The organism is Candidatus Competibacter denitrificans Run_A_D11 (genome assembly GCF_001051235.1).
Taxonomy (GTDB): Bacteria; Pseudomonadota; Gammaproteobacteria; order Competibacterales; family Competibacteraceae; genus Competibacter_A; species Competibacter_A denitrificans.
The window spans coordinates 22757-48736 of sequence record NZ_CBTJ020000055.1 but is presented as its reverse complement, the minus strand read 5'-3'; the positions used below and the strand labels follow the sequence as shown (position 1 = coordinate 48736).

20 protein-coding genes and 1 pseudogene are annotated in these 25980 nt (G+C 58.2%); 14 read left to right on the top strand and 7 right to left on the bottom strand.

Translation table 11 applies throughout. The annotated features are described in order from the left end of the window. Positions 1–71: 71 nt before the first annotated feature. The 4 genes from BN873_RS11900 (at position 72) to BN873_RS11885 (ending at position 3561) form a co-directional block, all read left to right on the top strand. Entirely contained in the window at positions 72–605 is a 534-nt protein-coding gene (locus BN873_RS11900; RefSeq protein ID WP_048673930.1) for a flagellar protein FlaG, read from the top strand. 48 nt (positions 606–653) lie between these two features. Continuing rightward, a complete protein-coding gene (gene fliD, locus BN873_RS11895; protein WP_048673927.1) occupies positions 654–2666 on the top strand; it encodes a flagellar filament capping protein FliD in 2013 nt (670 codons plus the stop codon). Positions 2667–2812: 146 nt separating this feature from the next. Next, the gene (gene fliS, locus BN873_RS11890) at positions 2813–3244 is read left to right on the top strand and encodes a flagellar export chaperone FliS (RefSeq protein ID WP_048673925.1); all 432 of its coding nucleotides are present in this window, start codon (positions 2813–2815) and stop codon (positions 3242–3244) included. After that, entirely contained in the window at positions 3241–3561 is a 321-nt protein-coding gene (locus BN873_RS11885) for a flagellar protein FliT (protein WP_048673923.1), read from the top strand. Before fliS ends, BN873_RS11885 begins: the two co-directional genes overlap by 4 nt. A 34-nt stretch (positions 3562–3595) precedes the next feature. Here the strand turns inward: BN873_RS11885 and BN873_RS11880 are convergent, their stop codons facing one another. The 5 genes from BN873_RS11880 to BN873_RS11860 all read right to left on the bottom strand — a co-directional run bounded on the left by BN873_RS11880 (position 3596) and on the right by BN873_RS11860 (position 12886). Further along, positions 3596–4555: a peptidoglycan-binding domain-containing protein gene (locus BN873_RS11880; RefSeq protein ID WP_048673921.1), complete on the bottom strand. Its 960-nt coding sequence runs from the start codon at positions 4553–4555 to the stop codon at positions 3596–3598. A 317-nt stretch (positions 4556–4872) separates the two neighbouring features. After that, positions 4873–7638, bottom strand: a complete 2766-nt coding sequence (acnA, locus tag BN873_RS11875) for an aconitate hydratase AcnA (RefSeq protein ID WP_048673919.1) — start codon at positions 7636–7638, stop codon at positions 4873–4875. A gap of 72 nt (positions 7639–7710) precedes the next feature. Then, entirely contained in the window at positions 7711–9096 is a 1386-nt protein-coding gene (fumC, locus tag BN873_RS11870) for a class II fumarate hydratase (protein WP_048673917.1), read from the bottom strand. 96 nt (positions 9097–9192) lie between these two features. Further along, complete coding sequence (locus BN873_RS11865; protein ID WP_082161257.1) at positions 9193–11892, bottom strand: cation-transporting P-type ATPase; 2700 nt, start codon at positions 11890–11892, stop codon at positions 9193–9195. Between the two features lie 19 nt (positions 11893–11911). After that, positions 11912–12886, bottom strand: coding sequence for a LysR family transcriptional regulator (locus BN873_RS11860; RefSeq protein ID WP_071244160.1), 975 nt, complete (start codon positions 12884–12886; stop codon positions 11912–11914). 163 nt (positions 12887–13049) lie between these two features. Here BN873_RS11860 and BN873_RS11855 point away from each other — a divergent pair, with 163 nt between their 5' ends. Together BN873_RS11855 and BN873_RS11850 are read left to right on the top strand one after the other, a co-directional pair. Next, entirely contained in the window at positions 13050–13790 is a 741-nt protein-coding gene (locus BN873_RS11855) for an SDR family oxidoreductase (protein ID WP_048673913.1), read from the top strand. Positions 13791–13876: 86 nt separating this feature from the next. Continuing rightward, on the top strand, positions 13877–14104 hold the full coding sequence (locus BN873_RS11850; protein ID WP_048673911.1) for a hypothetical protein: 228 nt from the start codon (positions 13877–13879) through the stop codon (positions 14102–14104). Positions 14105–14291: 187 nt separating this feature from the next. Here BN873_RS11850 and BN873_RS11845 read toward each other — a convergent pair whose 3' ends face one another. Both BN873_RS11845 and BN873_RS18820 read right to left on the bottom strand, forming a co-directional pair. Beyond that, on the bottom strand, positions 14292–17108 hold the full coding sequence (locus tag BN873_RS11845; protein WP_048673908.1) for a putative bifunctional diguanylate cyclase/phosphodiesterase: 2817 nt from the start codon (positions 17106–17108) through the stop codon (positions 14292–14294). Positions 17109–17178: 70 nt separating this feature from the next. After that, a complete protein-coding gene (locus BN873_RS18820) occupies positions 17179–18576 on the bottom strand; it encodes a replication initiation protein (RefSeq protein ID WP_082161244.1) in 1398 nt (465 codons plus the stop codon). Between the two features lie 692 nt (positions 18577–19268). Here BN873_RS18820 and BN873_RS11835 point away from each other — a divergent pair. From BN873_RS11835 to BN873_RS11800, 8 genes and pseudogenes are all read left to right on the top strand, one after another. Further along, positions 19269–19559, top strand: coding sequence for a BufA1 family periplasmic bufferin-type metallophore (locus BN873_RS11835; protein ID WP_048673906.1), 291 nt, complete (start codon positions 19269–19271; stop codon positions 19557–19559). Positions 19560–19564: 5 nt separating this feature from the next. Further along, entirely contained in the window at positions 19565–20428 is an 864-nt protein-coding gene (gene bufB / locus BN873_RS11830; protein ID WP_048673904.1) for an MNIO family bufferin maturase, read from the top strand. Then, the gene (locus BN873_RS11825) at positions 20415–21206 is read left to right on the top strand and encodes an HvfC/BufC N-terminal domain-containing protein (RefSeq protein WP_048673902.1); all 792 of its coding nucleotides are present in this window, start codon (positions 20415–20417) and stop codon (positions 21204–21206) included. The genes bufB and BN873_RS11825 overlap by 14 nt, the downstream gene beginning before the upstream one ends. A gap of 130 nt (positions 21207–21336) precedes the next feature. Next, positions 21337–21894, top strand: coding sequence for a sigma-70 family RNA polymerase sigma factor (locus BN873_RS11820; RefSeq protein ID WP_071244172.1), 558 nt, complete (start codon positions 21337–21339; stop codon positions 21892–21894). After that, positions 21891–22565 (top strand): anti-sigma factor, encoded by a 675-nt coding sequence (locus tag BN873_RS11815; RefSeq protein ID WP_048673899.1) that lies wholly within the window; start codon positions 21891–21893, stop codon positions 22563–22565. Before BN873_RS11820 ends, BN873_RS11815 begins: the two co-directional genes overlap by 4 nt. 190 nt (positions 22566–22755) lie before the next feature. Then, positions 22756–22971 (top strand): annotated as a pseudogene (locus tag BN873_RS11810) (NADPH-dependent FMN reductase); the annotation flags it as partial. A 41-nt stretch (positions 22972–23012) separates the two neighbouring features. Further along, complete coding sequence (moaA, locus tag BN873_RS11805; RefSeq protein WP_048674060.1) at positions 23013–24050, top strand: GTP 3',8-cyclase MoaA; 1038 nt, start codon at positions 23013–23015, stop codon at positions 24048–24050. A gap of 904 nt (positions 24051–24954) precedes the next feature. Continuing rightward, the gene (locus BN873_RS11800) at positions 24955–25959 is read left to right on the top strand and encodes a response regulator (RefSeq protein ID WP_048673895.1); all 1005 of its coding nucleotides are present in this window, start codon (positions 24955–24957) and stop codon (positions 25957–25959) included. Positions 25960–25980 lie beyond the last annotated feature (21 nt).

Below are 25980 nucleotides of genomic sequence, written 5' to 3'. Positions count from 1 at the left end.
CAGCGCGGCACGGGGTCCAGAGGGGTTCAAACCTGCTTGCGGACCCCGCTGCCACGCGGGGAGCAAACGCTATGAGCGATCTCACTATACGCGGCTTTTCCGGCACAAACCCGGCATCCCTACCGCGCTCCGCGCCGCTGGAGCTTCCCGCCGTCCACCACGCTGCCATTCGCCCCTTGGTCGATCCACAATCCGCAGTCGCACCATCTGCCGATGCCGCTGGCACGCCAGGGCGCGACCGGCGCGACGCAACGACTACTGTCCAGTCGTCGCCGACCGAGCAAAAATCACCAGCGGCTACCCCTGAAAGCCGTGGGCGATTAGAGGACACGGTAAACGGCCTCAACCGATTTTTGCAACGCTGCGACACCGCATTACGGTTTGAGGTGGATGAGCGGAACGACAACAAAATGGTCGTGCGCATTGTTGACCGGCAAACCGAGGAAGTGGTCCGGCAAATTCCTTCGGAAAAAGTCCTCGCCTTCGCCAAATTTTTTGCAGATCTCGAAAAGGATCAACACCTGGCGGAAGCCCCGCAAGGTGTGGCGACGAAGGATAGCCGGCGGCTGAAGGTCGAAGGGCTATTGCTCGACACCAAAGCCTAAGCCGCAAAAATCCGTTTTTTGGTACACGATATCCAACGGAGCGCAGACATGGCAGGTATTACAGCCTCCGGGCTTGGTTCCGGAATCGATATCAAAAGCTTGGCTTCTCAATTGGTGGCCGCCGAACGCGGCCCGGCGACCAGCCGGCTTGACAGTCGGGAAAGCAAGCTCAAAGCGCAAATATCGGCTTTCGGCTCTTTCAAAAGTGTGCTGGCCAATCTGCAAAGCGCACTGACCAGCCTTAAAAAAACCGATACCTTTCAAAGTCTGAAAGCGACCGTTGCCGATGATAAGCTGCTTACCGCCACCGCCAGCAACGGCGCGCAAGTCGGCGAGTACGCCATCAAAGTCGAGCAACTGGCCCAAGCGCAGCGGCTCGCCACCGCCGCCGATCATACCTTCGCCGGCACCAATGCCACCGTGGGGGCAGGAACCCTCACCTTTCAATTCGGCACGGTCGATAGCACGGCCGGCACGTTTATCGCCAACGCGGGCAAAACCGTTAAAACCGTCACCATCGATCCCACCAACAACACGTTGGCTGGGGTCCGCGACGCCATCAATAAAGCCGATATCGGGGTGACGGCCAGCGTGGTCAATGATGGTAACGGCTATCGCCTGGTGATCGGTGCCAAAGAGAGTGGCGCGGCCAACAGCCTGAAAATCACCGTCAGTGACGACGACGGCACGCACGATGATCAAGCCGGTTTATCGCTATTGGCTTACGATCCTATCGGAGCGACCGGCAAGAACCTGACCGAAACCGTGGCAGCGCGCAATGCCCGGATCAACCTCGATGGCCTGACGGTGACCAGCGCCAGCAACACGATCCAGGACGCCGTTCCCGGCGTGGCTTTGAATCTCAAGAGCCAAGGGGAGACCGCTACCCGTCTGACGGTCGCCGAGGACGCCTCGGTCACCACTAAGGCGCTGGAGACGTTCGTCAATTCCTACAACGATTTGATGAAAACCACCAAGTCGCTGACGGCTTACAACAAGGATACTAAAACGGCAGGTACCCTGGCCGGTGATCAAAACGTCCGCGCGACGCTCAACCGGATTCGTGATGTTTTCACTAGCAGTGTCACCGGCACGACAGGAGCCTACCGATCCTTGGCGGATGCTGGGATCAGCTTGCAAAGCGATGGTACGCTGAAGCTGGACAGCAGCAAACTAAAAACCGCCTTGAGTGCCGATCCTCAGGCCGTCGCCAGCCTGTTTACCCGCACCGGCGCCACCACCGACCCGCTAATCAGTTATAACAGCGCGACCAGCACCAGCAAACCGGGCCAGTACGATCTTGCGGTTAGCCAGTTACCGGCCCAGGGCAGCTATGTCGGTTCGGTCGTGCCCACCACCGGTTCCTTGGTGATCAGCGGCACCGACAACACCTTTGCCCTGAAAGTCAATGGCACGCAATCCAGCACAATCACCCTGGCCGCCGGAACCTATACCTCAGCCCAGTTGGCCGCCGAGCTGCAAAGCCGAATCAATGGTGATCCCGCGCTGCAAACGGCCGGTGCTTTGATCAGCGCCAGTGCAGGTACGAGCGGATTTACCCTGACTTCTGCGTTGTACGGCGCAAGCTCCAGTGTCGAGTTCACTGCGGTGGACGCAAATATTCAAGGGGTGCTTGGGTTCGCGGTGGGCGCTGGAACAAGCGGCCGCGATGTCCAAGGCACATTGGATGGGGCGGCTGCGACCGGTTCTGGACGCAAGCTGACAGGCGCATCTGGCGATGCAACGGGCGTTTCGGTGGATGTGTTGGGCGGTGCCACCGGCGCGCGCGGTAAGGTTTCGCTCTCGGACGGTATGGCACAACGGCTGGATAGCTTGCTTAGCGATGTGCTCGGCGGCGATGGCCCGCTACAAACCCGTACCGATAGCTTGAGCAAACAAATCGATCAAATCGGTGACGAGCGCGACCGCCTCGACCTGCGCATGTCAGCGCTAGAAGCGCGCTATAAAACCCAATTCGCCGCCATGGATAAGCTGGTCAGCCGATTGACCAGCACCGGCAGTTATTTGACACAGCAGTTGGCCAGTTTATCGGCCCGTTAAGAATGCAACCCAGACCGTGGAACGATAAACGGGTCGGCACCAAGTTTGCACGCTGGGTTAATGATCGGCAAAGCGCCAAATTTTTAGCTTAATTCTTGACTTTCAAGGGGCATTGGCCCCCTCCACCGTAAAAGAGAAGATCCACCATGGCCATACCAAACGCGCATCATGCCCTGCGCCAATACCATCAAATCAATACCGAATCGGCGACCGCCTACGCCAGCCCGCATCGACTGATTCAGATGCTAATGGAAGGTGCGCTGGACAGCTTGACCAAAGCCAAGGGGCACATCCAGCGCGGCGATATCGTCGCTAAAGGTGAGCAGATCGGCAAAACCATCGGCATCGTCGGCGGCTTGCGTGAGGCGCTGAATCTGGATGTCGGCGGCCCGTTGGCAGCTAATCTGGCAGCTCTTTACGACTACATGCAGCAGCGATTGGTGGAAGCCAATTTACGTTCCGATATTGCCATTCTGGATGAAGTCGCTGAGTTACTGCGCCCCATCAAAGATGCCTGGGATGCGATAGGCGCCACTCCAAATGCGGAAGAAACACTGGCTGCGGATGCACCGGTGTGATTGAGACTCCGAACGACTGGGAGCAGGCAATCACGTTGCTGCGCCTGCTCAGCGTCGAGATGGTCGAGCTAGCCGAGGCCGGCGGCTGGGATGAAGTGACGACTTGGGAAGACAAGCGCCGGGCGTTGCTTGATGAGATGTTCCAGAAAAAGCCACCCGCTGCTTTCGCTACCGCACTAGCCGAGACCGTGCGCACGGTGCTCGCCAACGATGCGCGCTTGAAGGCGTTAGCGAGCCTGGAGATGAGCAAACTGGCGGGATATCTTAAATCATTCGACCAGGGGCGTCGCGCCCGAAATGCTTATCAAACGCTTTGATTAATTTAAAAATCTCTGGAAATCATTATCGTAATCATAAAGGACGCCCATCACCCAGCCCATAGCGTTGGTTGCGAGGCCGATCCTTTTGCTCATCGATATGAGCGGCAAAGGTGGCAAAGGCGCTCGGATTGTGGCGTGCATTTGCGGCGGACTGCGTTTCGTACTCCGGGGTGAATTCCGAGATATGGGTGTTATCGCTGCCAGATTGGCCATCAATCACATGGGTTGCCTCATGGATCATCATCGCTGCAAGCGAATTGGGGCCAGTCTTATCGATATTGGTCACGTCAACTGGGTCGAGCTTAAAATCTGAGTACGGCGGGCCAAACAGAATAGGACCGCCAAAAGCCGCTTCAGCCGCCACATCCAGGCCGAGCGTACAAACCGAATGTCGGATCATGTTGCTATTGGCAAGGGTACGCTGAATACCGCGAAAATTGTTTATTAGCGGGATGATCGTGGCAAGATTGATGAAATCCTTGCGGGCCGGTTTGGTACCGCCAGCCGGAATGAGTTTAAAATGTGTATCAAGGGCGACCATCGTCACACCGTCAGCAGTCACAAAATCGAAGTGCCCGCTGACGTTCAACATGGTTTGTATATCAGTCAACGCCCTCAGAGCAGCCGTGATTTTGCGCTGGGCAATAGGGACAATCGTCCTGGCGATAAGACCACCCCAATGCGCACCAGGAGGAGGCTTCCAACCCCGCAACGCCAGGTCGAGTGCTCCTAGAACCTCGCGCCCAGCAACCCCAGCATCTGTTTGAAATCCATAAAATCTCTCTGCATCAACCACAGCTTTTGCAGTTTGCGGCCCAAAAATCCCATCGGCGCCAGCCACCATGGGAAAACCTGCTTGAATGAGCGCTTCTTGCAGCAGCTTGACAGCCACAGAATTGCTCTCATGCAGACGCATGGGTGGGTTATTGTTGGCCGCACGTTGAATACGCGCATTGGCTGCCCAGTGTGGTGAAATCAGAGCAACAGTCATTACAAATCTCACCTTTCCAAAAACCGTTTATACCAAACGCAAATTCTCTGTCGAAAGTGCGGAAAAATCTTTGTGATTCCCTACGAGGGTAGGTAAAGCAAATATAATGCCACATTATAAATTATTAAAATTATATTTAAATCAATAGATTATAATATAACCCATGGAACTGATCCAAAACAAAGCGCTGCTGGCAGGCCAATTTGGCTCGGTTCAACCTGAATTGGAGGCTCTAAATGAAATGATCGGCGCCCGGCACCATCCGTAGACCGGCCGCCGAATGCCAGCGCGACAGTCGTTCCCGCAACAGCCCCCCCTCAAATCATCTGCCGCAGCACATACTGCAAGATGCCGCCGTGCCGGTAATAGTGGGCTTCCTGCGGCGTATCGATGCGGGCAATGGCGGTAAACGCCTTCACCGAACCGTTTTCGGCCGCCGCCTTCACGGTCACCTCGCGGTGATCGGCCAGACCGTCCGCCAGCAGGGTATCGACCCCTTCGACCCCGAACACCTCCTGACCGCTCAGGCCCAGCGTCGCCGCAGTTTCGCCGGCTTTGAACTGAAGCGGCAGAATGCCCATGCCGATCAGGTTCGAGCGGTGGATGCGCTCGTAGCTTTCCGCCAGCACCGCCCGCACGCCGAGCAGCATCGGCCCTTTGGCCGCCCAATCGCGCGATGAACCCGACCCGTACTCCTTGCCAGCGATAATGAGCAGCGGTACGCCCTCGCGCGCGTAACGCTCGGACGCATCGAAGATGCTCATGGTTTCGCCCGATGGCAGATGCCGGGTGACACCGCCCTCGGTGCCGGGCGCGATCCGGTTGCGCAGGCGCACGTTGGCGAAAGTGCCGCGCACCATGACTTCGTGGTTGCCGCGCCGCGAGCCGTAGGAGTTGAAATCCTTCGGTTCGACCCCGTGTTCGATCAGATAGCGCCCGGCCGGGCTGTCGCGCTGGATCGAACCGGCCGGCGAAATGTGATCGGTGGTGATGCTATCGCTCAGCAGCGCCAGCACCCGCGCACCGCGGATCGGTTTAATCGCATCCGGTTGCTTGGCCATGCCGACGAAATACGGCGGCAGCCGGACGTAGGTGGAATCTGGCTCGAACTGGAACAGATCGCCTGCCGGAACCTCCAGCGAACGCCAGGTCTCATTGCCGGTGTAAACATCCGCATAGATCGACCGAAACATACTGGCGTCAAGCACTTGCTCGACCGTTTCCGCCACTTCGCGCTGACTGGGCCAGAGGTCTTTCAGATAGACTGACGTGCCGCTGGGATCGTGACCGAGCGGCTCCCTGGTCAGGTCGATGTCGATGCGGCCAGCGAGCGCATAGGCGACCACCAGCGGCGGCGAAGCCAGATAGTTGGCGCGCACTTCGGGGTGCACCCGCCCCTCGAAATTACGGTTGCCGGATAGCACCGCCGCTACCATCAGATCATCCTCGGCGATGGCTTGCGACACCGCCGACGGCAACGGGCCGCTGTTGCCGATGCAAGTGGTGCAGCCATAACCGACCGTGAAGAAATTAAGTTGCTCCAGCGCCGTCAGTAGGCCGGAAGCCGCCAGATACTCAGTCACCACCTTGGAGCCGGGCGCGAGGCTGGTCTTGACCCAGGGCCGGGCCGACAGGCCCCGTTCGACCGCCTTTTTGGCGAGCAATCCCGCCGCCACCAACACCGACGGGTTGGAGGTGTTGGTGCAACTGGTGATGGCGCAGATCACCACCGAACCATCCGTGATGTCGGAATCGGCGATGGTGCCAGCGGGGGCGGGTTGGTCATTGCCGACCTGCTTGCCCGCCGCATCCAGTTCGCCCAGATTGGACGTGGCGCGTACCGGCGGCTGATCCCGCGTCGCGCTGGTGGGCGCTGGCAAGGGCTGATGGGCGCGGTAATCGGCCAGCGCCGCGTCGAAGGACGATTTCACCGCACTGAGCCGCACCCGATCCTGCGGCCGCAAGGGGCCGGCCAAGCTCGGCTCGACGGTGGCCAGATCGAGCGCCAACACCTCGGTATAGCTCGCTTCGGGCGCATCCACCGTCAAAAACAGGCCCTGCTCTTTGGCGTAGGCTTCGACCAAAGCGACCTGTTCCTCCGGCCGACCGGAAAAGCGCAGATAGCGCAGCGTCTCGGCGTCAATCGGAAAAATGCCGCAGGTCGCGCCGTATTCGGGAGCCATGTTGGCAATGGTGGCCCGATCCGCCAGCGGCAACCCCAACACCCCATTGCCGAAGAATTCGACGAATTTGCCGACCACGCCGTGCTTGCGCAGCATTTGGGTGACCGTCAGCACCAAATCGGTCGCGGTCGCGCCTTCAGGCAACTGACCGCTGAGGCGCACGCCGATCACCTGCGGCAACAACATGCTGACCGGCTGGCCGAGCATGGCGGCTTCCGCCTCGATACCGCCTACCCCCCACCCCAGGCAACCCAAGCCGTTGATCATGGTGGTGTGCGAGTCGGTGCCGACCAGCGTGTCGGGGTAGGCTTGGCCGTCCGCCGCCATGACTACCCGCGCCAGAAATTCCAGATTGACCTGATGGACGATGCCGGTATCCGGCGGCACGCAACGGAAATTGGCGAACGCCTGCTGGCCCCACTTGAGAAAGCGATAGCGCTCGCGGTTGCGGGAAAATTCCAGTTCGGCATTCTGTTCCAGCGCGTGCGGGCCGCCGAAGAAATCGACCTGCACCGAGTGGTCGATGACCAATTCGACCGGTTGGAGCGGGTTGATGGTTTTGGGATCGCCGCCCAGTCGCACCATCGCCTCGCGCATCGCCGCCAGATCGACCACCGCCGGTACGCCGGTGAAATCTTGCAATAGCACTCGTGCCGGGGTGAAGGCAATTTCTTGGGTCGGTTCGGCTTTGGCCCGCCAGCGGGCGACAGCTTCGATGTCATCGGCGCGGACGGCGTGACCATCCTCGGTGCGCAGCAGGTTTTCGAGCAGAATCTTGATCGAGAACGGCAGGCGCACGGCATCGGGATGCTGTGCATACACGGCATCGAGCCGGTGAATGTCGAATCGCTGGCCGGACACGCTGAGATGGGCTTGACTGCCGAAGGAATTAAAACTCATGACAAAATCCTCGCGGTGAGTGTGGGAAGCCGCCGATCTGGGTTTAACGCCGTCGGATGCGTGGCAAGCGATTTAAGGCGACACCATCCGTTCGGGGCGGACGTAGCGGTCGAAATCCTCAGCGCTCATAAAGCCAAGCTGCACGGCTGCCTCTTTCAGCGATAGATTCTGCTCGTAAGCCAGCTTGGCGACTTGGGCGGCGCGGTCGTAGCCGATGACCGGATTGAGCGCGGTGACCAGCATCAGCGAATCCGCCAGATGGCGCGCGATGGTTTCGCGGTTCGGCGCGATGCCGGCCACGCAGTGGCGGGTGAAGCTGTCGCAGGCGTCGGCCAGCAAACCGACCGATTCCAGCAGGTTATAAATCAAGACCGGCTTGAACGTGTTAAGTTCTAGGTGGCCGCTGGCCCCGGCGATGCCGACGGTGACATCGTTGCCCATCACCTGCGCCGCGACCATCGTCAGCGCCTCCGCCTGGGTGGGGTTGACCTTGCCCGGCATGATCGAGCTGCCCGGTTCGTTGGCCGGCAGGGTGATTTCCCCGATCCCGCAGCGCGGCCCGCTGCCCAGCAGACGGATGTCGTTGGCGATCTTCAGGCACGCCACCGCCAACACCCGCGTAGCCCCGCTGGCTGCAACGATGGCGTCGTGGGCCGCCAGGGCGGCGAATTTGTTGGGCGCGCTGACAAAGGGCTGGCCGGTCAGCGCGGCGATGTGCGCGGCGGCTTGGCGGGCGTAGTCGAGATGGGTGTTGAGGCCGGCGCCGACGGCGCTGCCGCCGAGCGCCAGTTCGTAAAGTCCCGTCAGCGCCGCTTGAATCTGCCGTTCCGCGAAGCCGATTTGCGCGGCGTAACCGCCGAATTCCTGGCCGAGGGTGAGCGGGGTGGCGTCCATCAAGTGGGTGCGGCCGATTTTGACGATCTCTTTGAAATCTTCGCTCTTTCGTTCCAATTCCGCGCGAAGTTGGGCCACCGCCGGCAACAGTCGCCGCTGAATTTCTCCGGCAGCGGCGACATGCATCACGGTGGGAAACACGTCGTTCGATGATTGGGAATGGTTCACGTCGTCGTTGGGGTGGATCGGCTGCTTCGAGCCGAGCGGCTGACCGGCCAGCTCGTTGGCGCGGTTGGCGATCACCTCGTTGGCGTTCATGTTCGATTGGGTGCCGCTGCCGGTCTGCCAGACCACCAGCGGAAACTGGTCGTCGAATTGGCCCGCGATCACCTCGTCGGCCGCTCGGACGATGAGCGCGGCTTTCCGCTCGTCGAGTTCACCAAGCTCGCGGTTGGTCAGCGCCGCCGCTTTCTTGACCAGACCGAAAGCGCGGATGACCGCTGGCGGAAACCGCTGACCGCCGATCCTGAAATTTTCCAGCGAACGCTGGGTTTGTGCGCCCCAGTATCGGTCGGCGGGCACCTCTATCGAACCCATGCTGTCGCTTTCGCGCCGAAAAGCCATGATCGCGCTCCTTGCCCGCTGAGGTGCGGGTGTCGGGTTGAAGGGCAGTGAGTCGCTACCGGGTCGGTTGAAGGCGCTTGACCAGGCTATTGGCGGTTAGGCTCTCTGGCCCCAGCGTCGCCGACGAGTTTTCTCTGCTTCCACCCACAGTAGGAGCACCGTACCGGCCAGCGTCACGATCAGCCAATCGGCGGCGCTGATCGCGGCGGTTCCCATCAGCGTCTGCACGGGCGGCGCGTAGGTGAACAGCAGTTGCAGCAATAAAATTAGCCCGATGCTGACGAGTACGGCGCGGCTACCCAGCAAGCCATCCCACGACAGCACCGAGGCATCAATCCGCCGACTGTTCAGCAGATAGAAAATCTCGCCCACCACCAGCGCGTTCACCGCCAGCGTGCGGGCTTCGGCCAGCGGCCGGTCATGCCCGATTTCCCACAGAAACAGGGCCAGCGGCGCGACCACCAGCAGCCCCGTCGCTAAGCCGATCCGCCAGACCAGCCAGCCGGGAATCAAAGGTTCTGCCGCGTCGCGCGGCGGTCGGCGCATGACGTTGGCTTCGGTCGGCTCGAACGCCAGCGCCAGCGCCAGCGTCACCGCCGTCACCATGTTGACCCACAGAATTTGTACTGGCGTGATCGGCAGCGGCAGCGAAAACAGGATGGCGATGACGATGATCGCCGCCTGGGCGCCGTTGGTCGGCAGCAGGAACAGCAAGGCCTTGCGCAGGTTGTCGTAGACGGTGCGGCCTTCTTCGACGGCGTGGGTGATCGAGCTGAAGTTGTCGTCGGCCAATACCAGATCGGCGGCTTCCTTGGCCGCCTCGGTGCCGTTCATCCCCATCGCTACCCCGATATCGGCGCGTTTGAGGGCTGGCGCATCGTTTACGCCGTCGCCGGTCATCGCCACCACATGGCGGTTGGCTTGCAAAGCGGCGACCAGACGCAATTTGTGTTCGGGGCTGGCGCGGGCGTAAACGTCGGTGTCCCAGACCACGGTTTGCAGCGTGGCATCGTCCAGGGCTTCCAGTTCCGGGCCGGTCAAGACCTTCACGCCGTCACCGATGCCGATTTGGGCGGCGATGGCGCGGGCCGTGACGCCGTGGTCGCCGGTGATCATCTTGACCCGAACCCCGGCTTCTTGGGTTTGGCGCACGGCGCGGATGGCTTCCTCGCGCGGCGGGTCGCTGATCCCCAGCAGGCCCAACAGGGTTAAGCCCACCGCAACATCGTCAACCCGAAGCTCGGTTTGGGTCTCGGCGGCGGGTCGGGAGGCGACCGCCAGCACTCGCTGACCCTGCGCCGCCAGTCCTTCAATGTGCTGGCGCCAATAAGCCGGTTCGAGGGCTTGCGTCCCAGTGGCCCGCCATTCGCTGGCGCACATGGCCAGCACCCGTTCGGGCGCGCCCTTGACGAAAATGCAATGTCCCCCCTGCGGGTCGTGCTGCAAAGTCGCCATGAAGCGGTGTTCGGACTCGAAGGGAATGCTGTCCAGCCGCCGCCACCGCACGGCTTCCGTGGCCTGATCGAAGCCCGCCTTGCCAGCGAAGGCCAGCAGCGCACCTTCGGTGGGATCGCCCGCCAGGCACCAGGCGCCGTCTGCGTGGCGCAAGACCGCATCGTTGCACAGCAGCGCCGCGCGGGCGATGGCTTGCACATCCGCCGCCGCATCGGGTGGCAGTGACGCTCCAGCGACGCTGAAGTCACCGCTGGGCGCGCAGCCCGCGCCACTGACTTTGATCACCCGGTCGGCGGTGATGACCCGCTGCACCGTCATCTCGTTGCGGGTCAGGGTGCCGGTCTTGTCCGAGCAAATCACCGTGACCGCGCCCAGCGTTTCCACTGCGGGCAGGCGGCGGACGATGGCGTGGCGGCCCGCCATCCGTTGTACCCCAATCGCCAGAATGACGGTGAGGATGGCCGGCAAGCCTTCGGGAATCGCGGCCACCGCCAGCGCGACCGCCGCCATGAGCATGTTGTCCGCAGGCAGGCCGCGCCAAAATACCCCGATCAGGAAAGTCGCCACCGCGACCAGCACGATGGCGAGGCTAAGCCAGCGGCCGAATTGGGCGGTCTGGCGCAACAAGGGGGTGGTGACTTCCTCGACCTGCTCCAACAGCGTGCTGATGCGGCCGATTTCGGTGTGCTCGCCGGTTGCGATGACGATGCCCGTACTCTGACCGTAGCTGACCAAGGTACCGGAATAGGCCATGTTGGCGCGGTCGCCGATAGCGGCGTCGGCCGCAACCGGCGCGGTAGCTTTCTCGACCGCCTCCGCCTCGCCCGTTAACACGGCTTCCTGGATACGGAGGTTCTTGCTGTCGATCAAGCGCAGATCGGCGGGCACCTTGTCGCCAGATTGCAGCAGCACCCAGTCACCGGGCACCAGTTCTTCGGCGGTGATCTCCCGACGCTGGCCGTCGCGCAGCACCAGCGCACGCAGCGACAGCATCTTGCGGATGGCAGCCAGCGCCGATTCGGCCTTGCCTTCCTGCACGAAGCCGACAAGGGCGTTGATGAACACCACGCCCAGAATCACGCCGGTATCGACCCAGTGACCCAGGGCGGCGGTGATGGCGGCCGAAGCCAGCAATACATAGATGATGACGTTGTGAAATTGCAGCAGGAAACGGAGCAGGGGGCCACGTTGTGCCGGAGGATGGAGCCGGTTGGGGCCATGCGCAGCCAACCGGTGGGCGGCTTCGGCTCCGCTCAAGCCGCCGGGCGCGGTGTCCAGCGCTTGCAAGACCTGTGCGGTGTCCAGGCTGTGCCAAAGCGGGGGCTGAGGGGATGGTGAAATAGTCAAGAAATTGATCCCATTAAACTAAATCGGCGTGAAGCTGTAGTTCTGCCCCCTTAGTCAGGTGACGATTTGGAGCCAGAATCTGCCGGTCGCCCACATCGAAGTCGAGACGCTCGACCAGGAAATCGATGAAGGCGCGCACCTTGGGCGATTCCACCCGCCCACGCGCGAACACCGCATTGAAATCGAGCGTCGGCCCGACCCAGCTTGGCAGCACACGCCGCGCGTACCCTCTCACTTCCTCCCCCTTGATCGTGACATCGCTTGCCAACATCAGCCCCTCACCGCAGAGCAGCGCGCTCTTGAGCGGACTGGGACCGTTGGCGACCAGCACCGGATCGATGACGAAATCACCGCCGCCCACGCCATCGCTCAGCGTCCAGAAATAATCGCCGCCGTTGCGGCGGGCGGTGTTCATCGCCAAGGCGCGGTGCTGGCGGAGATCGTCGGGATGCCGTGGCTCACCGTGGCGAGTGAGGTAAGCGGGACTCGCGTAAACATGGCTGCGGAACACCGCCAAGCGCCGCGCCGCCAGACGGGAATCGGGCAGAGCGCCGACGCGCAGGGCCAGATCGAGACCCTCGTCGATCAGATCCAGGTCTTCATTGCTCAACACCATGTCGATGCGCACTTCGGGATAGAGCGCATAAAAATCACCCAGCAGCGGCGCAATCCACGTCACCCCAATCGCGTAAGGTGCGGTAAAACGCAGCCAGCCGCGCGGGGCGCCCTGAAGTTGGGCGACCGCCCGTTCGGCCTCGTCCAACTGGCGGGCAATCCGCTGACAGTGCTCAAAATAGAGGCTGCCGGTCTCGGTCAAGCTGAGCTTGCGGGTGGTGCGATACAGAAGCTGCGCGCTGAGCCGCGCTTCCAGGTCTTGCACCTTGCGGCTGACGGTGGTTTTGGGGAGACACAGCGACTTGGCCGCGCCGGTAAAACTGCCCTGCTCGACCACTTTGACGAAGATGAGGGTGTCGTTGAGATCTGGCATCGCCAACCTCCGATGAAAGCGGATATCCGATGAAAGCGTATAAATGATTAGACCGGCTTTGGGATAATGATTCCCTATAACTAGGACTAATTAAGTCCCTTTTAGCAGCGTAGACTTTACGATGATGGAATTGTTATTCCACGCTGACTGCAAAGGAGGTCACATGAATGATACCCAGAAAATTGCCCTGGTTACCGGCGCCAATCGTGGCATCGGTTTCGAGACCGTGCGCCGACTGGCCGAAGCCGGCGTCTACACGCTGCTTTCCGGGCGCGACTATGGCCGCGCATTCGAAGCGGTGCTGCAATTACAAAACCAAAACAATCACCTGCCGGTTAAAGCCATCGGTCTCGACGTGACCGATGGCGCCAGCATCGCCCTCGCGGTTGAATTCGTCGCCGAGCGACACGGCCGCCTCGACATTCTGGTCAACAACGCCGGCATCCTGATCGACGAGATTGGCCTTGCCCCGTCGCAGCAGTCTGAGAATACCTGGCGGCGGACCTTCGACATCAACCTGTTCGGGGTGGTCGCGGTCACGCGCGCCTTCTTGCCTCTGCTGCGGCTGTCGAAAGCGGGTCGTATTGTCAACGTCTCCAGCAGCCTGGCGTCGTTGACGTTGCACAGTCAGCCCGGATCGCCCATTTACGATACCAAGTTCGCTGCCTACGACACCTCAAAGACGGCGCTAAATGCTTGGACCGTCCACCTGGCCCACGAGCTGCGCGATACCGGCATCAAGGTCAACGCGGTAGATCCCGGCTACGTGAAGACGGATATGAATATGGGTCTGGGTGAAATCGAAGTTGGTGACGGCGCGGCGGCCTGCGTGGCGATGGCGCTGCTTGATTACACCGGCCCCACCGGCAGCTACGTTCAGCACGGGGAGGCGTTGCCGTGGTGAGGCGTATTAGTGCCGGGCTCCTGCGGCGGGCGCAGGATTAGCAACTCCATGTTGGTTAGTGTTTTTCGCAGTACGGAGGAATCGCTATGAACATGCAATACACTCACTCAACGTTCACTTTTATCACGGGTCTAGGGACCATGATCCGCGCCATGCAGTACGCTTCGAGCGCAAACGATCCGCTTTTTCATCGGAGTAACGCCATGAAGGCGATTCCTGATGAGGAAGATTGGCTTGGATCTTTCAACAGTAAGATCGCTACGCCACAGGCATCCAGCGTTGGGACCATTCAGCCAGTGGGCGACCTTTCATGACCACTTTTGCGTAAGCCCCATGATATGGCTTGCAGTTTTAAAAACTCTTTGGGGCTTACGCAGTTTGTTCATAGGGCAACAACCGAGTTTGGTGCTCAAGATTGCCAGAAACGCTCACCACTCGTCTCTTATCGGACCACGAGATTGTTCAAGTAAAATCGACTGGCTCGGTGAAAATGACAAACCATCACGGCGAGACAGCCGATAGCGCCTCACCTGCCAACCGGGCACGATCTCGCATCAAAAGGCTCTGAAATTCCAGCAACGGCACAGGTCGGCCAAAATAATAACCCTGGCCTTCATCACAACCGTGAGCACGCAAAAACTCCACATGCTCGACGGTCTCCACCCCCTCGGCGACCACCAACAAACCTAAGCCGTGCGCCAAGGTAACGATGGCATCGACGATAGCGACATTACTCTCGTTGCTCGGCAACTCGGTCACAAACGACCGGTCGATCTTGAGCACATCCACCGGAAACCGTTGCAGATAGCCCAGCGACGAATAACCGGTGCCAAAATCGTCAATGGCCAGTCGCACTCCCATGGCTTTAAAAGATTTCAGCGCGGTAATATTGTCTTCGGTGTGGTGCATCAAAATGCCTTCGGTCAGCTCCAACTCCAAGGACCCAGGATCGAAGCCGCTCTCAGTCAGCAACCCTTGCACCAACGTGGTGAGATTACCCTGATGGAATTGTCGAGCGGAGACATTGACCGCCACTCTTAAGCCAGACGCCCCGTTTTGGTGGAGCTGGCCGATCTCTTGGACGGCAGCGCGCAACACCCATTCACCGAGCGCCAGTACCAGCCCGCTGTCTTCGGCGATAGGAATAAACCGGGCCGGGGGCAATAGTCCGAGCTGCGGGTGATTCCAACGGATCAATGCTTCGGCACCGGTGATGGCGTTGGCGTGAAAATCCCACTTCGGCTGGTAATACAACTCCAGTTGTTGCCGATCCACCGCATAGCGCAAACTGTTTTCCAACGTGAGCCGCTCGCGGGCCACCATCGTCGCGCCCGACTGGTAGAACTGATAGTTATTCCGTCCCAGATCTTTAGCCCGATACAAAGCATTATCAGCGTTCTTTAACAGGATTTCGGCGCTGCGACCGTCACGAGGATAGAGGCTGATACCGATGCTGCAAGTGATGTGCAAATCATGATCACTGAACCGGTAAGGCTCAGTCATTGCCCCCAAGATCCGCTCGGCGATCCGGGGTGCCTCGTCGTTGTTGATGAGGTCAGGCAACACAACCGCGAATTCATCACCGCCCTGGCGGGAGATGGTGTCACACTCGCGTACACACGACTGCAAGCGATGGCCAACCTCGCGCAAGAGCTGATCGCCGACGGTATGATCCAACGTATCGTTGATCCGCTTGAAATGATCCAGATCCACCAGCAAGATGCCGACTTGCGTATGATCGCGCGCAGCGCGCAACAACACCTGTTGCAAGCGGTCACCTAGCAAAGTCCGGTTGGGCAGGTCAGTTAAGGCGTCGTAGTGGGCCAAATGCTGGATGTGCTCTTCCGCCTGTTTACGTTCGCTGATGTCTTGTATGAGCGCCACGTAATAGTCAACCATCCCATTTGAGCGCCGGATGCAGCGAGTGGAAACGCTGGCATATAAGAGCGAACCATCCTGGCGCATGAACCGTTTATCGACCGAGTAACCATCGATTCGACGGCTGGCTACCCGTTCGAACTGGGCAAGATCAGTCGCCAAATCCTCCGGATAGGTCAATTCGGCCCACGTCAGTTGCAGCAGTTGGGAACGCCGATACCCCAGCATCTCACAAAGGCGATTATTGACTTCCCACCAACGCTTGTCGGGACCAGTCAGGGCGATGCCCACCAGGGGCAGCTCGAAATAGCTGCGGAAACGAGCTTCGCTGGCGCGCAAGGTTTCCTCCGTGCGCTTAAGCTCCGCGATATCGGTATTCGCACCCAGGTAATAGACAATCTGACCGGAGCGATCCCGCAAGGGCACCGCGCGAGTATCCATCCATACATCGCGGCCAGTCGGCGTCTTAAAGCGGTGATCGACTACGAACTCGCTCCCCTTGTCGAGCGCTTGCCGCCAGATTTTCTCGACCTGATCACGGTCGTCCGGGTGCAAAGCGTGCGTCCATGGCAAGCCGACGGTTTGCTCGGCAGCCAACCCGGTCATCTGGCACCAGCGCTCGTTGACATAACGACACTGACCCTGAAGATCGGCCATGAAGATACCGACCGGCAGTTGCTGCGTGAGGGTCCGGAAGCGCTGCTCGCTATCGCGCAGGGTTTCCAAATTCTGCCTCAGCCGACGGATTTCTTCCTCCAATTGTCGCTGGCTGGCGGCCTCCTTGCGCAGTTGCTCGACCTCGACCTCTAGTTCCCAATGGCAGGCGAGATCTTGCCGCAAGCGCTCGGTCTCGGCCTCCAGTTTCTGTTTGCCGGCCAGATTTTGGCGCAATTGCTCCACTTCGATTTCCAACTCGCGCTGACGAGTGGTGCCTTGACGTAGCCTCTGAGTCTCCGCCTCTAACTCGCGCTGGCGAGCGGTTCTCTGACGCAGGCGCTCGATTTCCGCTTCAAATTCACGACCAGCACGCCGTAATTGCTCGATTTCGATTTCCAGCCCGCGCTGGCGAGCGGCTCCCTGACGCTGGCGCTCGATCTCCGCCTCCAACTCCTGCTGGCGGGTCGTCAGGGCGAAAAGGCGGTCGCTCAACCGCTCCCGCTCTAGCATGAGCTGGCGGCGCTGGCCCGCAAGCATGACAACCGGTATGCCAAAAAGCCCTGCCAGCAGCAAGCCACCGCCGACGAAGTAACCCCAATAGAATCGATCTCCGGCATCATTGGGGGTGATGGGTTGGGCCCCGACCGCCACAGATAGCCACCAGCAGCCAAGCAACGCCATCACTGCCAAAGCCCACGGACGTCCGATAATCTGCGTTATGCTGCCCAGTCGATCCGACCGACTCTCAGCCTGGCGATTTGATCCCTTCCGATACTCGCTCATCGGATTTCTCTCCTATCGTCCTTCCGATTCAGCACGTCAAGGCATTAACACCGCCCGTTCACCAGCCACTCTATTCGTTCTTGTCCGCCACGCCAGCGACAATTTCGGTATCGCTGACAGAGTTTAACAGGCGCTCACGCGCAAAAGCCCGAAAATGACTTTCCACAATTTTGCTGTTCAGGCCGTTTTTACGATACAGCCCCAAAATTAGCTGGGTTTCAAACCCATCGCCCTGCTCCAGTCGGGTAATGTATGCAGCTTCAAGCGCTTCCCGGTCGGCAGTGCTAAGCCGGTCGAGTGCCGCTTGCAAGCGTGCCGCCAAAAATCGCGCATCGGAAACCTCTACTGCCACCTGCTCCGACTGCAGTTGCTGCGGCAGATCAGCGCTGGGGTTCGGTGTGGCAGGCGGACTACGGCTCGGCTCCGCTGCCGGTCGGTAATCCTCCCGCAACGCCGCCAACAGATAAGCTGGCAAGTTATGTACTTTCCCGGCAGCCAAATCGCGTTCGACCACCGTAAGATTACCTTCCAAATAGCTCGGCGGGTGGCTAGCCAACGCAATACGGATCTGGCGGGCGCTCAGCCCAAACGCCGACAGCCGCGCGCGCAATTGCTCCTGATGTTCGAGGCGCTGCTCTGGGTTATCTTCGACGGGCAGATCTTCCGCCACGGGAGCATCTCCCGCCATGGCAATCGCGGCCTGATGCTGGGCAAATAACAGCATCTGCGGGTTATCACTCACCCGAAACCGCACCGCCGAGACTCTGCGCCGGTCGCGCTGATAATCGATTTCTAGCAGCAAATCAGAAGTATCGTTTACTTGCCGTACCGCTGGCTTAATCACTTTATCGTTGAACTTGCGAAAATCTTGATAATAGCCGTCGGTATCACCGATCCCCAACAGTCGTTTCAGGATATCCAGGCCGATCCAGCCCGTGGTCCCGATCCGCCGGTAGCGCAGACAATTCTCGTAGAGAGCCAGCGCGTAGCTGCTACTGAACTTGCGCTGGATGCTCAGATTGAGGAGCGCGTAAATCTCTGGCCGATAGAGCTTTTCGCACAGCTCTGGACTGTAGGCATACACGCAGTAACCGCCTTTGATGACCGCTTGCGCCAGCAAGGTGGTCGCGCCCCATTCTTCTTGGCGCCCCTCTTCGTCCAGGATGTTCCATTCCAGTATGGTCCGAGCCAGTGTCTTCAAGGCTTCCTTGAGGGGGTCTAGATTGTGGGTGTTAAACCCGATGGCTTCGGCTAAATCCTTCACGCGAATCCGATGGACGCGCGCGGTCAACAGGCTTTCGTAAGCATTGTACAAAAGCACATTCGAGGCTTTGCGCTGGGTCAGCGTTAGCCTGTTGTTGATGTGGATGGCGGCGACATGCTTTTTGAGATTCTGGTCGGCCAAATCGGTCACGACCATCCTACGTGCCGCATCCACGCTGCCGCGTCTTTCTCTGCTGCGTGCCATTGAGTTAGTTTACCAAAAATGTCCCCTGGTTGAAAAAAATCAATGGGGACATTCTTATCCCATAAACGGGGACATTTCGCTGAGCATCAAGGGCAATCCCGACCCACGACGGCTGAGCAACCCTTTCATCCATCAAGGCCACCGCTTGATTCATAGGTTTCAATGGCACGCAGAGTCAATAAAAGAATAAAAAATTGATTAAAAAAGAAATAATTTAAAATTCGCGTGAAATTTTGGGAAAAAATCCCATAAACGGGGACATTTTAATTTTTATCCCATAAACGGGGACATTACGTCCCATAAACGGGGACATTACGTCCCATAAACGGGGACATTACGTCCCATAAACGGGGACATTACGTCCCATAAACGGGGACATTACGTCTTATAAATATATGATTTTTAAAGTAAATTCGCACCCTAAACATTCTTTAAACGTTCTTTTAAACATATTTAAACGACTTAAACGAGCGTCGTCGTCGTCGTTTTTCGGAAAAACCCAAAACCCAAAAACCGACGCAACCGACGGAAAATGTCCCTGCAAAACGGTATCCGGCTACCGGAAAATAGCCAACGAACCGAACCGATCATAAAATTTCCGAAGATTCCCGCATCCAAATCAGCATCCATCACGTAAACCATCAAGCCGGATCAATCGAATCGGTATTTCCCAACCTTGAAGGAAACTGAAGATGACGAAGACCACTTTCAGCCAATTCGCTCTAGCCGCTGCCGTCGCTGGTGCCTTAAGCCTAGTCGCCACCCCTGCGCTAGCCGCCAAAGACGGTAAAGACCAATGCTACGGAGTCGCCAAAGCCGGCGAGAACGACTGTGCCAGCGCTGCGGGCACACACGACTGCGGTGGTAAAGCAACCGCTAACTACGATGGCCAAGATTGGAAATACGTCGCTAAAGGAACCTGTGAAAAGATGGGTGGCCAGACGAAAGCGTTTAAGGGACAGGGCAAGCCGGCGGCTAGCTGAACGATATGACGCCAACCCGCAATCGTGCCGCCCTTCCCAACCAAGCGGGAATCGGACTGCGCCATCCGCATCTACCAGAATTTCTGGCCGCATCCCAACCGGTGGCGTGGCTGGAGATTCACAGCGAAAACTATCTTGCGCCTGGCGGTCCCCGCGTAGCCGCCTTGGAGCGACTGCGCGGCGATTATCCGCTGAGCTGTCACGGGGTGGGTTTATCGCTGGGTTCGGCGGAGGGTCTGGATCGGGCGCATCTAGCACGATTGCGGGCGCTTTACGACCGTTTCGAGCCGGAACTGGTCTCTGAGCATCTGGCATGGTCAACAGCCCCGGATGGCACGTTTTTGGCTGATTTACTGCCATTGCCCTACACCCACGAAACTTTACAGGTGGTCGCTAACAATCTGGATCTTGCCCAAGAAGCGTTGGGTCGGCGCTTATTGCTTGAAAACCCGGCGACGTACCTACGTTTTAGCGAAGCTGACTGGGATGAGGCCGATTTTCTAGCTGAGCTGGTACACCGCACCGGCTGTGGCCTGTTGCTTGATGTCAACAACCTGTACGTCAGTGCGCGGAACCACGGAACCGATCCGGTAGCGCCACTGGCTCGATTGCCACTCAAGGCGGTCGGTGAAATTCATATTGCTGGCCATGCACGGGTAGTTATCACTGGCAGTGAATTACTGATCGACGATCACGGTTCGGCCGTCGCTGAGCCGGTTTGGGATTTACTGGCGGCGGCGTTGAGCCGCACCGGTCCCAAGCCGGTGCTGGTGGAATGGGACACCGATATTCCCACGCTGCCCGTGCTCATAGCCGAGGCTGAGCGGGCGAATGTCTACCTCCGCGAGATCAATCATGCGATGGGTTGAATTGCAAACCAGCCTGCACCAGGCAATGCTGGCTCACAGCCCCGATCCTGCCTTGTTAGCCTTGTTAGCCGGTCCGACTGGAGAACGTGAACGACGGTTGGCCGTCTATCGCAATAACGTCCGTCATGCCCTACTGAACGTGCTGGAAGCGGCGTTTCCTGTGAGTCGCCAGTTAATCGGCGAGGCATGTTTTACTGCAGTCGGCTTGACCTTCGTGGCCCAACATCCACCCCAGCGGCCGGTCTTGTACGCTTATGGTGGAGGGTTCCCTGGGTTTCTGGCCGCATTTCAACCCCTGGCCGATTTACCTTGGCTGGCGGATATCGCTCGACTGGAGTGGGCGCGTAATGAGGCGTTATTCGCGCCTGAAGCGCCGCTGTTAACCCCTACCCGACTGGCCGCTGTGCCACCTGAGCAATTGCCTGGTTTATCGATCTGGCTACACCCTTCAGTTCGCTTACTGCAATCACGGTGGCCGATTCACGCAATTTGGGACGCTCACCAGCCTAACGGCGGGCCACTGGATGCTGTCGATCTCAAACACGCGCAATCCGTCCTAGTATGGCGGCTAAAGAACGCAGTGGTTCAGCAACCATTATCTGCCGGAGAATTTGTGCTGTTGACTGCGTTCGCAGCGCATCGCCCGTTAGCCGAGGCGGCGGAAACGGCTGCTGGGGACGATGCAACCTTCGATCTCGCCACCGCGCTTGCCCGATTTCTGAACCAAGAGGTGCTGGCGATCTCCGACCAGCATAATGGCAATGCGCTCGGCCATTGAGTCTGAGTACATTGCGAGTACCATCCTGGAAAAATCGGCTTTATGGCCGATGGTGGGATTGGGCGGCGAATCGGGCCGATCCCGCTTATACTGCCTCGATAAGATCCCCGTAACCGCTCGAATCTCTTGTATGGCCACTCCCGATTCGCTGGTTGACCTGCTCGCTCGCTGTGCCTTGCGTGATCGCCACGCTTTCGAAAGGCTTTACCGGCAGGCTTCGCCAGTCTTATACGGCTTGCTGCTAAAACTGACCCATGACCGGGAATTAGCGGCTGATCTGTTGCAGGAGGGTTTCGTTCGTATTTGGCAACGCGCGGGTGATTACCGACCTGCGCTAGGCCAGCCGCTGACTTGGATGGGCAGCATCGTCCGCCATCTGACCATCGACCGGTTGCGGCGGGGTGAGCATCGCCACCATGCCGAATTGGACGACGCAGGTTGGGAGCATGTCGCGGCTCCCGGCTTAAGCCCTGAAGAGCAACTGCATCTTGAGCAGGGTGACCATGCGCTGGTCCGCTGTCTGGAGGGGCTGGAGGCAGAACCACGCCGTGCCGTGCTGTTGGCTTACTTTGAAGGTCTGACCCACGACGCCATCGCCCAGTCACTGGATCGTCCGTTGGGAACCGTCAAAGCCTGGGTGCGGCGCAGCCTGCAACGCCTGAAAATCTGCTTGGGGGAAGCGGCATGAATTATCTGCATTCCTTTTGGCGCGACCAGTTGGCGGCTGAATATGTGCTTGGCACCCTGCATGGCAGCGCCCGTCGTCGGTTTGAGCGGCTACTACCGGCACATCCGGCGTTGCAGCGAGCGGTGACGGACTGGGAGCGCCGCTTGAACCGGCTGGCGGTCGCCAGCTCACCCGCTTTACCGCCGACGGACGTTTGGAACAACCTTCAGCAGCGACTGTTTCCCAGCGAGCAGCGCCCTTCATGGTGGAATAGCCTAACGTTTTGGCGCGGTTTGGCGGCGGCTGGGGTGCTAGCGGCGGTTGGGGTGCTGGCGCCGCAACTGGCCGACATACCGCAAGAAGCCGACATGAGGTTTGCCGCGATCCGGGGCAAGCAGCAAGAATTGCTGTGGACGGTGGCGCGGGTGGACGATGGCCGTTTGTACGTCAGCAACCCGCGACCGATGGCGATGCCGCCCGACCAGCGCTGTTTCCTCTGGCTAAAGCCCGCCGATTCGCCGCCGATGATGCTCGGTGTCTTACCGGACGACGGCAGCGCCCGCACCTTGCCGATGCCAGCGGGTGTGACGGAGCCGGCTCGGGGTGAACTGTGGGTCACGATGCAGCCGATGGCGCCCGAACCGCAACCGCCAGCCGAGCCGTTATACCAAACGCGCTGGAAGGCGATTTAAGCGATTTTTACGGTGACCCGCCTCTTGGGTATGGAAAATCCGTAAAAACGCTTTTATGAGCTTCTAGCGTGATTTTAGAGGCAGTTTCGAGTGGGGTTTGAAAAGATCGGATTCTTCTATGGGCTGACCGATTCAATTTCACTCCTTTCCGCTCAATCGGGAGACCACTGTCCATCCGCCGCTCCATCGTTTGTCAGTCGGGGCCATCGGTACCGCTTTGGCGCAGCAGCACTTGCGTAATATCCTGGCTTATCTGAACATGCCGACACTGGGCCAGCCGGAAACGTTTATCCAAGCCAAGGACGGACTGTTTGACGATGCGGGCAACATCGGCGAGGGCAGCCGCAAGTTCCTGCAAGATTGGATGAATCAGTACGTCGCCTGGGTCAAAAAACACGCCGGTTAAGTTGCAAAATCAGTGAAGAACCGTTGATTGCTCAGCAAACCGTGACTCTTTCTACGCCAAACGATACTGAAAACGCAGGTTCTGCACCTACCTTGATCGACGGTTTCGGCCGTCGGATCGACTACGTGCGGTTTTCAGTGACGGATCGCTGCGATTTTCGCTGCGTCTACTGTATGAGCGAGCAGATGAAATTCCTGCCGCGCGCACAAATTCTGACCTTGGAAGAACTGACAGCACTGGGTCAGGCGTTCGTGGAATTGGGTGTGCGTAAAATCCGCATCACCGGTGGCGAGCCGCTGGTGCGACACAACGTGCTGTGGCTGTTCCAGCAACTGGGCCGGTTGCGGGAGCGTGGTTTGGCGGAATTGGTGCTGACCACCAACGGCTCGCAACTGGAGCGCCTGGCCGTCGATCTCAAGGCTGCCGGGGTGGCGCGGCTGAACATCAGTCTGGATAGCTTGGACCCGGCACGGTTTCGGCGTATCACCCGCAATGGGGACTTAAAAACCGTTTTGCGCGGTATCCAGGGCGCACAAGCCGCTGGCTTTCAGCGCATCAAGCTCAACACGGTGATATTAAAGCATCGCAACCACGATGAAGTGGTCGATCTGGTGCAATTTGCGCTCGATAACGGCTTGGACATCAGCTTTATCGAGGAAATGCCGCTGGGCGAGATTGGCGATCATGACCGGGCTGAGGCGTATTATTCCAGCGATGAAATCCATGCTGATCTCGCGCAAGTTTTTGAATTGATTCCGACCACGGAAACCACTGGCGGGCCGGCGCGGTATTACCGCATTCCCGCTACTAATAGTCGGATTGGGTTCATTTCGCCCCACAGCCACAATTTTTGCGGCGACTGCAATCGGGTGCGGGTGTCCGCCGAAGGCCGATTATTGCTCTGTCTGGGACAGGAAAATTCGGTCGATTTGAAGCACACCTTGCGCGCGTATCCCGGCGATCAGGAACGGTTGAAACAAGCAATTATCTCAGCGATGGCGCTCAAGCCTCGCGGTCACGATTTTCAACTCGATGGCCAACCGGTCATCCTGCGCCACATGAATCATACCGGCGGCTGAGCCAATATCTGGCTAGCTATCAGGTGGTTAGTGGCACGTTGCGCCGATACCGCTATAAAAAGCTTCTGACGGAGCTACCGGCCGATACCGCAGTGCGGTGATTTCCAATGCACTGATACCCTCCAACTTGTTTGACACAACAAGTCCGCGTTTTCCCATTCGCTGAAATTTTCTCGCCTGGCGTGTGGGCTTCAAATAACAATTTTTCGCATTTCTCCAAGCCTGCTGACGCTACTTACCACCTATTTGGCCAAAGCTGACTAATAAGGCCATATTAAGACATTATTTAGCATGTTATCTGGCATTTTTTGTCCAAAAAAGTTCTTATTTTCCTAAATTGTCACATTTGTTACTTTTTAAAGACTATTAATTTGTACTATAAATGACCTAAAAAATTAAATTAATCTCTATTTAATTTAATTTTTTATACGAATGTCATAAAAATATTTATAGGCTGATTGCCCTAGAAGACTGGTGAGTTGGAAGAATTTGGCGGACAACAAAAGCCTACCATCGACGATCCACGAAGAAAAAACACTCAATCTAAATGGTAGAATATTTATATAAGGTATTAATAATAAAAAATTAATAAGAAGGAAGTGGCTAAAAGGTCTATTAGGTGGCTTTCAGAGAATCGGTCAGCGAATCGCTCATCAAAGCCGTAGAGTGTGATCGGCTTGGCTCTATCGATAACCGAATTCACAATGAAGAAATTGAATCATGGTATGACAATTGCTATCTGCTGCTCAGCAGCCCAATGTCATTTATTAGTTATATTGCATTGCAAAAACTGCTGAACCGCGATCACGCAAGTCTTGAAAGACCCGGTTCTAAGAAAGTGCAAGGCCTACCAACACATACGGTTAAATATCCTCGAATATAGCGTCTCGGAGAACTAACGCCCATGACAGCCCTAGCCACCACCCCTACCAACATCCTATTCGTTGATGATGAACCGTTCATTTTGCGTTCACTGCAACGGTTATTTTCATCCCTCTACAACGTGTTTACTGCTTCCAGTGGCCTGGAGGCGATTGATATCGTCAGCAAAAACCAAATCCATGTCGTGGTCTGCGACCAACGGATGCCGGAAATGATTGGTGTCGAAGCGCTGGCTGTGATCAAGGAGATCTCGCCGGCGACCATGCGCATCTTGCTTACCGGATATTCCGATATGAGCGCCCTGGTCGATTCGATCAACGATGGGGAAATCTTTCGCTACATTCTCAAGCCTTGGAACAACAAGGAATTAAAGGAAATCGTCGGTTACGCAGCCGATATCGCCCGTGAAAGCTTGGTCGAGGGCACCCATTTCGTTGCTGAGCGAGCCGCTGATCCCAACTCCGGGCGTAGCGATCTTCCCAGTACGGCGCTGGTCAACGCCATTGAATCCGCTGTCGATTTATTGGTGGTGGACGATGACAAAGCAACATTCGAGCTGATCTCCAAGGCTTACGACAGCCCCGGCCGGGTTCATTACGCCAATACCATCGACAAAGCCTTCACTCTCCTGGAAGACAACCCAGCGATCGGCATTCTCATCACCGATGTCAAGGCCAACCGCGAGCCGGTGGCCGAGATGGTCGCCGCGTTGAAATACCACTATCCGTACATCGTCACCATTGCCCTGACTTCGCTTGGGGATAGTGAGCTGCTACGGCAACTCATTAACCAATGCCAGATATTCCGCTTCATGATCAAGCCACCGTCACGGCCTGTCTTGATGGGATCAATCCAAAAAGCGCTGGATAAGCACAACACGCTAAAGAGTAAGGCCAGCGAAGCGAAACGCTACCAGGTCGATGTGAGCGGGCTTGACACCGAGGGTGCCATGTTCAAGCGCATGGGCGGTCTTGGTGCCCGTCTGAAAGCTAAAGTTCGCGCCCTGTTTGGCTGGCTCGTTCGGTAATCAGCTATAGCGAACACGAGG

What these genes read in the sequence shown, in the direction of transcription:
- BN873_RS11900 (WP_048673930.1), top strand. Translation starts at nt 72, where the DNA reads ATGAGCGATCTCACTATACGCGGCTTTTCCGGCACAAACCCGGCATCC.
- fliD (WP_048673927.1), top strand. Translation starts at nt 654, where the DNA reads ATGGCAGGTATTACAGCCTCCGGGCTTGGTTCCGGAATCGATATCAAA.
- fliS (WP_048673925.1), top strand. Translation starts at nt 2,813, where the DNA reads ATGGCCATACCAAACGCGCATCATGCCCTGCGCCAATACCATCAAATC.
- BN873_RS11880 (WP_048673921.1), bottom strand. Translation starts at nt 4,555, where the DNA reads ATGACTGTTGCTCTGATTTCACCACACTGGGCAGCCAATGCGCGTATT.
- acnA (WP_048673919.1), bottom strand. Translation starts at nt 7,638, where the DNA reads ATGAGTTTTAATTCCTTCGGCAGTCAAGCCCATCTCAGCGTGTCCGGC.
- fumC (WP_048673917.1), bottom strand. Translation starts at nt 9,096, where the DNA reads ATGGCTTTTCGGCGCGAAAGCGACAGCATGGGTTCGATAGAGGTGCCC.
- BN873_RS11860 (WP_071244160.1), bottom strand. Translation starts at nt 12,886, where the DNA reads ATGCCAGATCTCAACGACACCCTCATCTTCGTCAAAGTGGTCGAGCAG.
- BN873_RS11855 (WP_048673913.1), top strand. Translation starts at nt 13,050, where the DNA reads ATGAATGATACCCAGAAAATTGCCCTGGTTACCGGCGCCAATCGTGGC.
- BN873_RS11850 (WP_048673911.1), top strand. Translation starts at nt 13,877, where the DNA reads ATGAACATGCAATACACTCACTCAACGTTCACTTTTATCACGGGTCTA.
- BN873_RS11845 (WP_048673908.1), bottom strand. Translation starts at nt 17,108, where the DNA reads ATGAGCGAGTATCGGAAGGGATCAAATCGCCAGGCTGAGAGTCGGTCG.
- BN873_RS18820 (WP_082161244.1), bottom strand. Translation starts at nt 18,576, where the DNA reads ATGGCACGCAGCAGAGAAAGACGCGGCAGCGTGGATGCGGCACGTAGG.
- BN873_RS11835 (WP_048673906.1), top strand. Translation starts at nt 19,269, where the DNA reads ATGACGAAGACCACTTTCAGCCAATTCGCTCTAGCCGCTGCCGTCGCT.
- bufB (WP_048673904.1), top strand. Translation starts at nt 19,565, where the DNA reads ATGACGCCAACCCGCAATCGTGCCGCCCTTCCCAACCAAGCGGGAATC.
- BN873_RS11825 (WP_048673902.1), top strand. Translation starts at nt 20,415, where the DNA reads ATGCGATGGGTTGAATTGCAAACCAGCCTGCACCAGGCAATGCTGGCT.
- BN873_RS11820 (WP_071244172.1), top strand. Translation starts at nt 21,337, where the DNA reads ATGGCCACTCCCGATTCGCTGGTTGACCTGCTCGCTCGCTGTGCCTTG.
- BN873_RS11815 (WP_048673899.1), top strand. Translation starts at nt 21,891, where the DNA reads ATGAATTATCTGCATTCCTTTTGGCGCGACCAGTTGGCGGCTGAATAT.
- BN873_RS11800 (WP_048673895.1), top strand. Translation starts at nt 24,955, where the DNA reads ATGACAGCCCTAGCCACCACCCCTACCAACATCCTATTCGTTGATGAT.